This window comes from Bacteroides sp. 41_26 (assembly GCF_949740115.1).
In the GTDB taxonomy this organism is placed as follows: domain Bacteria; phylum Bacteroidota; class Bacteroidia; order Bacteroidales; family Bacteroidaceae; genus Bacteroides; species Bacteroides nordii.
In genome coordinates, this window is the sequence record NZ_CATJGZ010000090.1 from 65,284 (window position 1) to 79,658 (window position 14,375).

Genomic DNA, 14,375 nt, shown 5'->3' on the forward strand with positions numbered 1-14,375 from the left:
AGCGTTATGAAGAAAATAAAATATTCAATATCGGTTCTTATTCTCTTGCTATTTGCAACTATATTGGTGCCCTCTTGTGTGGACGACAATGTAGAAGGGGATGCATTCTATACGTTTACGGGAGAAACTGTTGCTTCCTATTGTAGCAACCGAACTAATTTTACCGTTTTCAATCAGCTTATTAATGATTCCGGAACCTCTTCTTTATTGTCCAGTTACGGACATTTCACTTGTTTCATGCCTACGGATTCTGCTTTTCAGGAATATTTCAAGGCGAAAGAAATTACCTATAATGATTTGACGAAAGAAGATAAGTTGCAGATTGTTTATAATCACGTTATCAAGAGTGAATTAACCAATTATGCGACAGAATCATTTCAGGAGGGTTCACTTCCGGAACCCAGTATGAGCGATCGTTTTATCAATATATCGTTTTCGGGATTTACGGAGGGAAATCAGACAATTCTGGTTAATCAGGAAGTGCCTATTTTGCGGAAAGATATCGAAGTGCACAATGGAATTATTCATGTGATAGGAGATATTGTGGATCCGTCTAATGCCTATTTGACTGGGCTTATGCAGGATAAAGATTATTTCAGTCTGTTCTCTCAGGCTCTTGAAAAGACTGGGATGTGTGATTCGATCATGAAAGTATACGATTTCACTTATGAAAAGCCGGCAGCGGATTTGGTGCTTGGTGGAACTACATTTAAGTATCCGGAAATGAAAAAATATGGGTATACCATATTCGCTGAAACGAATGAGGCTTTCAAAAAGGCAGGCATAGAAACTGTAGAAGAAATGGCTGAGTATGCTACCCGTTATTATGGGAATGAGGATGCCAATGATTATACAAGTAGAAAAAATGCTTTGAATAAATTTGTATCCTATCATATGCTGGAAAGACAGATGTCTACAAATGATTTTCTGTATTCAGGGGCAGCAACGGCTCCGGGTGCTGAAAATGAGAGATTTGAATATTATGAGACGATGCTTCAATACCGGATGATTGAAATAAAATCGGGGAATAGGCTGAACACACAAAAGGATGGCACTCATGTTAGTATCAGTGATTTTCAGAGCAATCTGAATGGATTGAACGGATATGTTCATGCGTTGAATGAGATTCTGGTGTACGATAAAGACATTATGGAGAATGATGTGTTGAATAAACGTATTCGTTTTGACTGTTATTCCATTCCTCCTCAGTTGACAAATAATAACATACGTTGGAAGATGATAGATAATTCTCATACCTTCACGGCTGATTATTGCGGGGATTATTTTCATTTCACCAATGATACCAAACTAAAACTTTGGGCAAGTGAAGACTGGACCAATTATCAGGCGGACGAAATGGTTATGTCCGGGTGGTACGACTTCACGTTAAGGATGCATCCGGTTCCTCCCGGAACTTACGAAATCAGATTGGGATATCGTGCAGAGACATGGCGCGGAGTAGCACAATTATTTATTGATGATGAAATTGTGGGTATTCCGGTCGACTTGAGAATTGTTGGTACCGATCCTCGTGTAGGTTGGGTAGATGATGACAAAACAACTGATGAAGGAGTAGAAAATGATAAGATGATGCGAAACCGCGGCTATATGAAAGCACCGAATTCTATTTATAGTTTGAATGGCCACAAGACATTGCGTCAGGATAATATGAGTCTTCGTATTATTATCGGTACGTTTACTTTCCAGGATTATGCTCCGCACTATTTCAGAGCGAAGAATGTGGAAGCTGACAATCTTGAATTCCATTTCGATTATCTGGAATACGTACCGGTGAGCTATATTGATAAAGAAGGGAAAGATTGATACTAAAAGAGGAATAAATAAAAAAATATACTTTTATGAAGAATACCATAAAAACAGCGTTTCTACTTGCTGTGCTCTTTGTCTCTTTCATGATGTATTCGTGCAAGGATGAATGGAACGAACATTATGACCGGAATCAAACGCTGCCGGATCAAAACCTTTATGAATTAATAAAAGAAAGCAGTTCATTATCGAAGTTTGCCAAGCTCATCAAAGTGGCAGGATATGATACGTTGCTCGTTTCAACTCAGACGTTTACCGTTTGGGCGCCCAGCGATGAGGCGATTGCAGCAGTGGATGAATCGGATCTGGAACAGGTACGTCTGTTGGTTAGCAATCATATTGCACGTTTCAATCACTCTACTTCGGAACCGGATTCTAAAGTGATACGTATGATAAACGGTAAGGTGTATTATTACTCTCATCAGGATGGTTTGACTTTTGGGGGAAGTAGCTTGATATCGAAAGACCGGCTTGCCAAAAATGGTATCTTGCATACAGTAGACAAGCAAATTGTATATGCTCATAATCTCTCTGAATACATTACGGCTCAAAGTAATACGACTAAAATAGCCTCGTTTATTTCGAGATATCTCAAGGAGATACAGGAAGAACAGGGGTATGATACGATCACGACTTGGTATAATCCTTTGCTGGAGGATAAACTGTATGGTTTAGGTAATATTTCTGCCGAAGATTCTGTCTTTACGATGATTATTCCGACGGATGCTGCCTGGGATGCTGCTTATGAACGGATCTCTCCTTATTTTAATGTTTATAACGCAGATGCTGATTTGGCAGATTCAATTAAGAGAGTACAAACTTCACTTGCCATTATCAATGATTTGATTTACAGAGAAAGAATCAATGATCCGGCGGAGTATACGACATTGACATCAACATCGGGAAGTATCATTACAGATGTTAACAATCTTTTCAAAGGAACCAGCCGGGTGAATGCTTCTAACGGTGTGATTTATTTGGCAGATGAAATCAGGTATGATAATACTGAAACATGGAATAAGCCCATATCGGTGGAATGTGAAGAACAGGAAGGACGTGTAACGGGAATTTATACCAGTATCTATACTCGTACGGTAGGGACGAATAGTGGGATAGGAGAAATTAGCGGTAACCGTTATATTGAGGTACAACCGACTAATACTTCTGCACAGCCTTCTGTTACATTTGATATTCCGGACGTACTTTCCGGTAAGTATGATATCTATGCCGATTTTATACCGGCTGTTATTGACGGAGAGTCTTTTGCCAATGACAGTACCAAGCTTTCTTTCCGCATTACGTATATGAATGCTCAGGGTAAATCGACATTCAAAACGATTAAATCTGATGAATTTGTGACCAGTGGAACCCAAAAAACAAGGATTAAGGTAGCCAGTGAATTTGAATTCCCAGTCTCGAATTATTATGATCGTTTGTGGATGCTTGATGAAGAAAGCAGTTTGCTTCCGAAAGATGTGACGACGAATTTCAGAATAGATACAAATGTGTCAAAAACTGAACTCAGTGCTAATATTTTCACTCGAAAATTCCGTGTTGACAGGATTATTTTTGAACCCATTCGTAATAAATAGGAGCAGTGATCAATGAAAAAGATATATTTAAATATGAGATTTATGCTTAAACCGATAGGTCTATGCTTGCTTATGACAATAGGTGGCGGTGCTGTGATGGCTCAGGAAGCTGACTCCACAGTGGTTGCCCAGGTAAAGGTTGAACAATATAAACATATTGTGAGAGGACAGGTGGTAAGTTCATCTACGAAACAGAATTTTGCCGGAGCCAGAATCAGTGTGGTAGATACGAGAATCACGACAATGACCTCCGATGACGGAATGTTTGAACTCAAAGTGCCTCATACGAATGTGACATTGGCTGTTGATGCTCCCGGCTATCTGCCTCAGATCATTTCGGTGAAAGGACGTAGTAACGTTAATATACAGTTGTTGGAAGACACAGAGGCAAGCAGTTTTTATGATAAAACGGTTTTATCGGCCAATAAGGCGAGCGTGGTAACAAAGGTTACACCGTCGATTGCAAGTATTGATCAGGATTTTTCAACTCGTCTGAGTGGAGAATTGCGTTCTGTATCACATTCCGGAGCAACGGGAAATGGGGCGGCTGTTTTTATTCGTGGATTGAATTCTCTGAATATGAAGGCTCAGCCTTTATATATCGTTGATGGGGCGATATGGCAGATGCAGGAAGGAATGGCTTCCATTCATGCTGGATTCTTTAATAATCCGCTTGCATTGATTGATCCCAACGATGTGGAAGATATTACAGTGTTGAAAGACGGAACGTCTATCTATGGCAGTAAAGGTGGTAACGGTGTAGTGATCATTAATACAAAGCGTAGTAAGAGTATGGCTACTGATATCTCCGCCTTTATGTCTTTGGGGTATCAGTCTCCTTACAAGACGATTCCCGTGATGGGAGCGGCAGATTACCGGTTGTATGCATCCGATGTATTAAGCGATGTGTATGATAACAGTTCGCTGGTTAATAATTTGCATTTTCTGGATGATGATCAAACGAAGTCTTACTATAAAGCGAGCCATAATAACACGGATTGGCTGAAGCTGATAAACAAGGGAGCAATGAGCCAGAACTATGGTATCAGTGTGAAAGGTGGAGATGCAATTGCATTGTATGCTTTCTCTGTAGGATATAATAAGAGTGAAGGGAATATTGAAAATACAGATTTTAACCGTTTGAACGTACGTTTTAATTCGGATATTCATCTGACTGATAAATTGAAGTTCCTTTTTGACATTGCTTTCGCACAGTCTGAAAATAACATGCGTAACGATGGTATTGATGAGATTGCTTCACCGTCTTACCTGTCACTGATCAAGTCGCCGGTGTATAGTCCTTATCAATATAACCGCGATGGTTCACAAAGCACAAAATTGAGTAATGTAGATGAGTTGGGTGTTGGTAACCCGATCTCTTTGGTCGATTTGAGTGTAGGGCTTTCTAAGAAGTATCGTTTTAATATCAACGCTCTTCCGTCTTATTCTTTTACGGATAAACTGAAGGTAGGATTGATGTTCAGTTATACGTGGGATAAACTGAACGAAGAGTATTTCAAGCCGTCGGAAGGTTTGGCTGAGCAGCCATTGGTGAATGAGAACGGAGAAATATATGCCTACTCGCGCAATATGGTTAAAAACTCCATGGCAAAGCAGACTTCGATTCATTGGAACGCCTTTGTTGATTGGTCTCCGATACGTAACAGTGTTCATAATTTAGATTTGACCGGTGGGTATCGCTTTTTCTCTGATAATTTGGAGTCAAACTACGGTGAAGGGCATAATACCAGTTCAGATCGTATGAACAGCTTGTCGAATACAACTTCCAGCTTGCGTAGTACTTCTGGTACAACAGAGAATTGGCGATCTATGTCTTGGTACTTTAATGCGGATTATAAATATCAGAACCGTTATTTGCTAAATGTAGTTGCTGCTATGGATGCTTCTTCACGTTTTGGTAAAGAAGCCGAAGGTGCCCTCAAAATGGGTGGGCTTGCATGGGGGATTTTCCCTTCTGTGTCTGCCGGATGGATTGTTTCGTCCGAAGAGTTTATGAAAGACATCCGTTTTCTGGATTTCTTGAAGCTGGATGTTAGCTATGGACTTTCCGGGAATGATGACCTGCAGAATTATGCAACTCGTTCGTACTTTAACTCTATAAACTTTATGGGAAGTGCCAACGGCCTTATTCTTGCTAATTACAAGAATGACAAACTGAAATGGGAAACCACGGGAAAAGCCAAATTCGGTGTGGATCTCAGCATGTTCAATAACCGTTGGTCAGTTAGAGCAGACTTTTTCACCTCTACTACCAAAGACTTGCTGATACGTAAGCAGCTTCCTGAAACATCGAGCCTTGAGTATTCATTGACTAACGATGGTAAGTTGAAGAATAAAGGATTTGAGATTATGACGAATGTGCGTTTGCTTAATTTGCGTAATTGGCAACTTGACTTCGGTGCGATGTTGGGACATTATAAGAATAAAATAGTTTCACTGGCAGGTGGTTCATACACCACAGATTTTCAGGGAGCCCGGATTCTTACTGCCGAGAATAGTCCTGCGGGAGTATTCTACGGATACAAGACTAAAGGTGTTTTCAGTACCAGTGAAGAAGCAGCTGCAGCAGGATTAAGTCTTCGTTCCGAATCGGGAGAGCTTATTCCGTTTAGTGCCGGTGATATGCGTTTTGAGGAGGTAGTGGAAGATCATATCATCAATGAGAAAGATCTGCAGGTGATTGGTGATCCTAATCCGGACTTATACGGAAACTTTAATTTCAATCTGCGGTATAAGAATCTGACTCTTGAAACGCTGTTTACCTACTCTTATGGCAATGACGCTTATAACGGACTTCGGGCTAATTTGGAGTCGGGTAGTAATATCTATAATCAGGCAACAAGTATGCAAAACCGTTGGGTAGCCAATGGGCAGAAGACCGATATCCCTCGTGCTGTATACAAGGACCCTATGGGGAACTCACGTTTCTCGGATCGTTGGATTGAGGATGCCTCTTTCTTGAAATTCAAGACCTTGTCTGTATCTTACAAAGTACCACTGAATTTGTCTTATCTTCAGGAAATTACAGTGTGGGGAACCGTCAACAACCTGTTTACTCTCACAAAATATAAAGGTGCGGATCCTGAATTCTCTTATGGTAATTCGGTATTGTATCAAGGTATAGATGCAGGTCTTACACCCCAATCCCGCTCTTTCCTGATAGGAGTTAGAGTTAATTTATAATAACCTTTAGTCTGTAAAAAAACATAAGAGATATGAAAACTAAAATCAAACATACAGGAGCATTGCTCACTTTGATCACAGTATTATTCTTTTTAGGGAGTTGTGAGGATATGTTGAATACGGATTCTTCAAGGGTTGCCTTTGAAGATGATAATCAGCTCAAGTCGCCCAACGATTCAATTTATTCTGTAATAGGTATACTCTCACAGCTTCAAAAGGTGGGAGAACCCTATGTGTTACTTGGTGAGTTGCGTGGTGATTTGATGACTGTGTCTGATAATGCGTCTTTTTCTTTGAAAGAGATTAATAACTTCGATATTACTTCAGAGAACACCTATTTGAATAAGCGGAATTATTATACGATCATCAATAATTGCAACTATGCGATTGCCCGGATGGATACTGCAATCACCATTCGTAATGAGAAAGTGATGTTACCTGAGTTTGCAGCGATAAAAGCGATACGGGCATGGACCTATTTTCAGTTGGCTCAGATTTATGGAAAGGTAAGTTACATTACTGAGCCTATTTTAGATTATGATACGGCTTTAAAAGAATATCCGGTGATCGGGATGGACGATCTGGCATCAAAGTTGATTACCGATTTGCTTCCTTATATTGATGTACGTAGTCTGAATTATGGCTCTATTGACGGTCTGTACTCACCGTTGTTCTTTATTCCCATTCCGATGTTGCTGGGAGATTTATATCTCTATCAGAATCAGTATAATGAAGCGGCTGGTATGTATTATAAATTGATGGTCGATAAAAACTATTCTATCTCATCAGGCTATATTAGTTATTGGAATTCTCAGGCTCGAGACGGTGCTACCGGTGAACATATCAATTCTTATATTGATGAAGTGATTACTAAAATAGCGTATAGTTCTGTACCGAAAGACTATCACACTGATTTGGTTAACATGTCTTTCAATAATGTAACAAGTCTGCTGCCCACACAAAACTTTATTGACGAAATGTCATTGAAAACACACTTCTTTGCTACCCGTTTGGACGGAACGATTACGGCTTACTTTACAGGCGATTTGCGTGGAAACATAAAAATTCCGTCTACCAATGAAGAATTGGGAGATGCGTTTGAATCGGCGAATATTGCAGGTGTGGGTCCGAAGATGCTTATTAAGAAGTTTGTGAATGGTGCACAAGAGGAATTTACAATACCTGTTGAGGATAACAATGGATTGCTGGAGAATGCATATATTCTGAGATCGATTCCTCTTTATCGTCATCCTCATCTTTATTTACGCTTTGCTGAAGCTGTAAACCGTGCCGGAAAACCTACATTTGCCTTTGCAGTGTTGAAATATGGGTTGACGGAAGAAACAATTGCCAATCCGGAAAGGGTAAATCCTGCCGAATTGGCTGGTGGAGAATCGTATCTTGATTTCTCGTTTACGTCTTATAATGTAGGTACGGCTTGCCGTGGGCGCGGGATGGGTATTTCGAAAGATATGTCTGACTTCGTAATTCCTGATTTCTCACAGAACCCTCCTGCTGTAGCGTTACAGGATTCTGTCGATTGGGTTGAGCAAAAAATCCTTGAAGAGATGGCTGCGGAAACGGCCTATGAAGGTAACCGTTTCTTTGACTTACTACGTATATCGCATCATAGAGCAGATCATCCGGCATTTATGGCTGAAAAGGTTGCTGTAAAATATGGGAATCCGGAAGCTATGAAAAGTAAACTGATGGATATAAATGCATGGTTTTTGAAATAGAAAACGAAGGAAGATGAGATGACCGCTGGATTTTATTTATAGATAATAAAATCCAGCGGTCATTTTTATATTTGATAAGTTAGAATTTCAATTAGTACAAAGTGGATGGGGACTTATTTGTTACCGGGGAATAGTCCGAATGCTTTTCGTTTATGTTCCATAATCCTTTTCATTCGTTCTTTTTGAGTGGTTTTCTTTTGGGCTGTTTTTGGGGCTCTATTCAGATAAATAGGAAATCCTAAACCGATACTTACAGTAAAGTCACGTCCGATAGTGCTGCTTTTATAGGTTTGTTTTTCTGGTAGTTTGTCATAAAGATTACTTTTTGTATAAGTTACGTGGACATTTTCCAAAGGTTGTACATAAGCCATATCAAGGAATAAATAGCATCTTTTGCTAAGCTTGTAATTAGTACTGATTCCTAAAGTTGCCATAAATATATTTACGTAGTTATCGTATTTGTCCGGGAGATATGTGTTTATGCTGTATAATTCATTGTTACCTTTACCTTTTAGTTCAATATCTATTGTCTGGCAGGTATGGTTGTTTATGCCAATACCCAATCTTGGGTAGAAAGCCCATCTTTTGTTTTCAATCCGATAAGCAACCCCTGTGCTCATGTTGAAAGTTGTTTTATTGAGTTCTGAATTTATATAGGGAATATTGTTCTTAATATAATAATTCGCTTCAAGGGGCTGACATATTTCCTGGTAACAACTTCTTATTTGTTCTCCTATCATTTTTAGCTCCAGGTTGATATACCATCCCCATTTTTGGGAAGGAAAATGTAGTATACGCATATCTAATGCCGGAACTACTTTTCTACGATCGGTAAGTGTAGTCATCATGTTTCTTTCTGTACGGTGACTCAGATCGAAATTGGCTCCGCCGGATAAGTCTATTTGAATTATTCTATTTATTTCTTTCAAGCTGCTTTGTGCTTGTGTGGTTACACAAAACACCGATAGCAATAGTAGTAGATAAATTCTATTCATAAGTTGTGTTTTTTTTAGTACAATGTAACAGGGGTGATCTTACGTTCTATCTTGTCTCCGTTTGCCGTTGTCAGAACTACGCGGAAGCTATGTGTCCCTGCTTGTGGTGTTACCAATAGTGCTTTGAAAATCTGATTGACGGGAGTTACATACTGAATGGTATCTCCTTGGTTGGTATAATCTTTGATCTGATATTTAGTGAGTCGGGCCGGATAATCCTGAAAGCAGGAAGTCACGTCTGCATCTTTTTGAAAATCATTGTTGAACGGTTCTTCTGTATAGATATTGATTTTCACAATACCGTCTTCCAGTTTATAATTGCTGTCATATATTTCTTTATCAGGCTGTGTTCCTGCGTCCGAAGTCAATCGTATCTCCAGCATATAGGCCTCTTTCTTTATTTTTTGTTCTGTTGGGACTTGCGGGGTATCTCCTGCATTATCCCAGGAATATACTTCTATTCCTGTCAAAACACAGGGAATTTGTTTAGATTCGATGTCATAGTCATCGCAGGTCATGGCTGTTACGGCCAAGAATACACAAAGTATCAGTAGTTGCAGGGAGTGTTTTTTCATAAGTCTTTATTTCTTGAAGGTGATTACAAATAGGATTCAATCTACTCTATAAATGTAATAAAAAGCAGAATACTGCTTATACTATTGTCTTTTTATTTTGTCATTTCAAAATTCTTTCCGTTCTTTGTCCTCGTAATTACAAAGAACTACTTATGAAAGGGATTATTCTTGCCGGTGGAAGTGCTACGCGCCTCTATCCATTGTCTAAAGCCATATCGAAACAAATCATGCCGGTATATGACAAACCGATGATTTATTATCCACTCTCTACATTGATGTTGGCGGGTATTCGTGAAGTATTGATAATTTCTACTCCCCGTGATCTACCTATGTTTCGTGATCTTTTAGGAACGGGTGAAGAGCTGGGTATGTCTTTTCAGTATAAGATACAAGAACAACCTAATGGGTTGGCACAGGCATTTGTACTGGGCGCCGATTTTCTGAATGGAGAACCGGGATGTTTGATACTTGGAGATAACATGTTCTATGGACAAGGATTCTCGGCTATGCTTCGTCGGGCGGCTATGATAGAGAAGGGGGCTTGTGTCTTTGGCTATTATGTGAAAGATCCCCGTGCGTATGGAGTAGTTGAGTTTGATGAGTCAGGAAAGGTCATTTCTCTTGAAGAGAAACCGGTTATCCCTAAAAGTAATTATGCTGTTCCCGGTCTTTATTTTTACGATGCTACTGTTACTGAAAAGGCTGCATCGCTTCAACCTTCTGCCCGGGGTGAATATGAAATTACTGATCTGAATAAGCTTTATCTCGATGAAGGTACGTTGCAGGTTGAGCTTTTTGGCCGTGGTTTTGCCTGGTTGGATACAGGAAACTGTGATAGTTTGCTTGAAGCCGCTAATTTTGTGGCTACTATTCAGAACCGACAGGGATTTTATGTCAGTTGTATTGAAGAGATAGCTTGGCGTAACGGTTGGATCACAACAGCGCAACTTCGTGTACTGGGCGAAAAACTACAAAAGACAGAGTATGGTAAATATCTTTTGGAACTGGCTGAACAATAAAATCAACATAACAGAAATAATATGAAAACTTATCTTGTAACCGGTGCTGCCGGATTTATTGGCGCTAATTATCTGAAGTACATTCTGGCCAAACATGATGATATTCGTGTAGTGGTGCTCGATGCACTGACTTATGCCGGAAACCTTGGCACCATTGCAAAAGACATTGACAATGAACGTTGCTTTTTTGTGAAAGGAGATATCTGCGATCGTGATTTGGCTGATCGGCTTTTTGCTGAATATAAGTTCGACTATGTTGTGAACTTCGCGGCTGAAAGTCACGTTGACCGTAGTATTGAGAACCCTCAGTTATTCCTTATTACTAATATTTTGGGTACACAGAACCTGCTTGACGCTGCCCGTCGTGCCTGGGTGACAGGAAAAGATGAGAACGGATATCCAACCTGGCGTAAGGGAGTACGTTATCACCAGGTATCTACTGACGAGGTGTATGGCTCGTTAGGGGCTGAAGGGTATTTTCATGAAACAACTCCGCTCTGCCCGCATAGTCCGTACAGTGCTTCAAAAACAAGTGCGGATATGGTGGTAATGGCTTACCATGATACGTATAAAATGCCGGTTACTATCACTCGTTGCTCTAATAACTATGGTCCGTATCATTTCCCGGAAAAACTGATTCCATTGATTATCAAGAATATTATTGAAGGAAAGAAACTTCCTGTATATGGTGACGGTAGTAATGTACGCGATTGGCTGTACGTGGAAGACCATTGTAAAGCTATTGATCTGGTAGTGCGCCAGGGAGTAGAAGGCGAAGTGTACAATGTGGGTGGACATAACGAAAAGACCAACCTCGAAATTGTTAAATTGACCATTGCTACTATACATCGTTTGATGACTGAGCATCCGGAATATCGTAAGGTACTGAAAAAGCAGGAAAAGAATGCTAATGGTGAAATAACTATCGATTGGATGAACGAGAGTCTGATTACTTTCGTGAAAGATCGTTTGGGACATGACCAACGTTATGCTATTGACCCAACAAAGATTACCGATGCGTTAGGCTGGTATCCTGAAACAAAGTTTGAAGTGGGCATTGTGAAAACCATTGAGTGGTATCTGAATAATCAGGAATGGGTGGAAGAAGTAACCAGTGGCGATTATCAGAAATACTACGAAAGGATGTATAAATAGTGATTAATGATTAGTGATAAGTGATTAGTGGCTGCGCTATTATGCCGCATGGTACTAATCACTAATTACTAATTACTAATGACAGTGATAGAAGTATCCCCATAAGCAGCATATTGCGCGAAGTTTTGCCCAGTATGCTGTTTAGCTTTTTACCACTATGTATCTTTACCATTTTGCGCCAGGTGGCGATGTGTAGTGTAAGATAAATAACTGCTGTTATGATGGCTGGAATGAGTGTCTCCGACAATAGCCACAGGCTCAATATTGCGGCAATAATTCCCAATATCAGATATAGATATCTGCCGAAGGGTTCTCCGAAACGGACTACTACCGTTCGCTTTCCGCTTTGTGCATCCGCTTCCCTGTCACGGTAGTTGTTTACTACTAATAGAGTATCTACGATCAATCCGCAAATGAATGAAGCTATTGTTACATTCGAAGTCCATGTGAGTGCTTGTACGTAGTAGGTACCACCTACCGGAACGAATCCGAAAAACAGGATTACCAGTGCATCTCCCCAGCCGTTGTACGAAAGGGGATAAGGTCCTGTGGTATAGAAGAAGGCGAACATTACGCATAATATCCCCACGAGTATCAACTGCCAACCTGCATAAAACAGCAGTATGCATCCGATAAGACATGCTATGACTATGGTGAATAATATTCCCCGTTTCATAGCACTGGGAGAAATCCAGCCTTGTGCGCAAGCCCGTTCCGGTCCCAAGCGATCTTCCCGGTCTGTACCTTTCAGAAAGTCGAATAAATCATTGATAAAATTAGCTGCAATCTGCATCAGTCCGGCGAAAAGAAAACATACCAGTGCAGGCAGCCAGTGAAACTGTCCGTCGGCATAAGCCAGAGCAGTACCTACAAGTACAGGTGTAGCTGCCCCTGCCAGTGTTTTAGGGCGTGCAGCAAGTATCCATGCACGCAACGAATTTTGTTTTATCTCTTCCATACTGCAAAGATACTTCAAAAATCCGTATCTTTGCTTCTCGAAAAATAATTTGCAGCCCGTCTTCGTGGTATCTTTTGGGTAACAAATTAGAAAATTGCTCATTCACTTATTATTTTGACATATGAAGAAGTTAATATACTTCCTGTTTTTACTTTCTTTTCTCTTTTCTTCTTGTAAATCGAAGAAAAATCTGGTAGTATCTCCGTCCTATCCTATACTGAATGTGGATTCTCTTCATTCTGATACTTCCACTCTGTCTTCTACGCTTTTTGCTCCGGATTATTCGACACTAAAGAAACCGGAACGTAACAAAAAGCATCAGAAGCAATCTAAATCTGTTGTGGCTCGTCCTTCTGTTCCGGCAGGAACGGCTCCCGGTACATTAATTACGCATTCTGCAGTAAGTACGTCCTCCGCTTATAAAGGAGTGGACCGAGTGGTGAAGTATGACTTTACTCATCGGGATGTGCCCGAAGCTTTTGATGGTTTCCGTATTGCTTTTATCTCCGATCTTCATTATAAGAGTCTTTTTAAAGAAAAGGAACTGGCTGGTCTCGTTCGTTTGTTGATAGCTGAACGGACGGATGTACTGCTGATGGGAGGGGACTATCAGGAAGGTTGTGAATATGTACCCGAATTGTTTGCTGCTTTGTCTCAGGTGAAAACTCCGATGGGAACGTATGGCGTGATGGGTAACAATGATTACGAGCGTTGCCATGATGACATTGTTCGTGAAATGCAACGCTATGGTATGCGTGTTCTTGAACATCGGGTGGACACACTAAAACGCGAAGGACAACAGATACTTATTGCCGGTGTGCGCAACCCTTTTGATTTGAAACAGAATGCTAAATCGCCTACGCTTGATCTTTCTCCTGAGGACTTTGTCATTTTGCTTGTTCATACTCCTGATTACGTCGAAGATGTTTCTGTTGCAAATACTGATCTTGCTCTTGCCGGGCATACTCATGGTGGGCAAGTGCGTATCTTTGGTTATGCCCCTATTATCCCCTCTCACTATGGAAGCCGCTTTCTTACAGGATTAAAGTATAATACGGCTAATATACCAATGATTGTTACCAATGGCCTGGGTACTTCTAACAGGAATATACGTATTGGTGCTCCGACAGAAGTGGTGGTTATTACGTTACATCAACAGAAGCAGTAGTACGGCTCATACTTCCTTTCGTATCGTTTATTGTATTGGAATGCATGGGAGGGCGTAGTTTAACGATGTACGAGATGTGCATGTCATGCAGTACGAGATGCACATCTCGTACTGTTCCACATGTACATCTGGGGATGTACGAC

The 14,375-nt window shown here is 40.4% G+C and carries 10 protein-coding genes; 7 read left to right on the top strand and 3 right to left on the bottom strand.

What is annotated here, in order from left to right; all coding sequences use genetic code 11:
• Positions 1 to 6 precede the first annotated feature (6 nt).
• Genes QX565_RS14040 through QX565_RS14055 form a run of 4 tightly spaced genes read left to right on the top strand, consistent with a single transcriptional unit; the run spans position 7 to position 8,362 of the window.
• A complete protein-coding gene (locus QX565_RS14040; RefSeq protein ID WP_289293145.1) occupies positions 7 to 1,824 on the top strand; it encodes a fasciclin domain-containing protein in 1,818 nt (605 codons plus the stop codon).
• Between the two features lie 35 nt (positions 1,825 to 1,859).
• Positions 1,860 to 3,419, top strand: a complete 1,560-nt coding sequence (locus QX565_RS14045; protein WP_289293146.1) for a fasciclin domain-containing protein — start codon at positions 1,860 to 1,862, stop codon at positions 3,417 to 3,419.
• 42 nt (positions 3,420 to 3,461) lie between these two features.
• On the top strand, positions 3,462 to 6,623 hold the full coding sequence (locus tag QX565_RS14050; RefSeq protein ID WP_289293147.1) for a SusC/RagA family TonB-linked outer membrane protein: 3,162 nt from the start codon (positions 3,462 to 3,464) through the stop codon (positions 6,621 to 6,623).
• 32 nt (positions 6,624 to 6,655) lie between these two features.
• Entirely contained in the window at positions 6,656 to 8,362 is a 1,707-nt protein-coding gene (locus QX565_RS14055) for a RagB/SusD family nutrient uptake outer membrane protein (RefSeq protein WP_289293148.1), read from the top strand.
• Positions 8,363 to 8,475: 113 nt separating this feature from the next.
• On the opposite strand, the gene QX565_RS14060 is transcribed toward QX565_RS14055, so the two are convergent.
• Both QX565_RS14060 and QX565_RS14065 read right to left on the bottom strand, forming a co-directional pair.
• Positions 8,476 to 9,357, bottom strand: coding sequence for a hypothetical protein (locus QX565_RS14060; protein ID WP_289293151.1), 882 nt, complete (start codon positions 9,355 to 9,357; stop codon positions 8,476 to 8,478).
• Between the two features lie 14 nt (positions 9,358 to 9,371).
• Entirely contained in the window at positions 9,372 to 9,932 is a 561-nt protein-coding gene (locus tag QX565_RS14065) for a DUF5034 domain-containing protein (protein WP_289293153.1), read from the bottom strand.
• Positions 9,933 to 10,084: 152 nt separating this feature from the next.
• Here QX565_RS14065 and rfbA point away from each other — a divergent pair, with 152 nt between their 5' ends.
• On the top strand, positions 10,085 to 10,951 hold the full coding sequence (rfbA, locus tag QX565_RS14070) for a glucose-1-phosphate thymidylyltransferase RfbA (RefSeq protein WP_221649568.1): 867 nt from the start codon (positions 10,085 to 10,087) through the stop codon (positions 10,949 to 10,951).
• A 21-nt stretch (positions 10,952 to 10,972) separates the two neighbouring features.
• Positions 10,973 to 12,106, top strand: a complete 1,134-nt coding sequence (gene rfbB / locus QX565_RS14075; protein WP_221649569.1) for a dTDP-glucose 4,6-dehydratase — start codon at positions 10,973 to 10,975, stop codon at positions 12,104 to 12,106.
• 61 nt (positions 12,107 to 12,167) lie between these two features.
• On the opposite strand, the gene QX565_RS14080 is transcribed toward rfbB, so the two are convergent.
• The gene (locus QX565_RS14080) at positions 12,168 to 13,064 is read right to left on the bottom strand and encodes a 1,4-dihydroxy-2-naphthoate polyprenyltransferase (protein ID WP_289293155.1); all 897 of its coding nucleotides are present in this window, start codon (positions 13,062 to 13,064) and stop codon (positions 12,168 to 12,170) included.
• Positions 13,065 to 13,185: 121 nt separating this feature from the next.
• Here QX565_RS14080 and QX565_RS14085 point away from each other — a divergent pair, with 121 nt between their 5' ends.
• Positions 13,186 to 14,232: a metallophosphoesterase gene (locus QX565_RS14085; RefSeq protein WP_221649571.1), complete on the top strand. Its 1,047-nt coding sequence runs from the start codon at positions 13,186 to 13,188 to the stop codon at positions 14,230 to 14,232.
• Positions 14,233 to 14,375 lie beyond the last annotated feature (143 nt).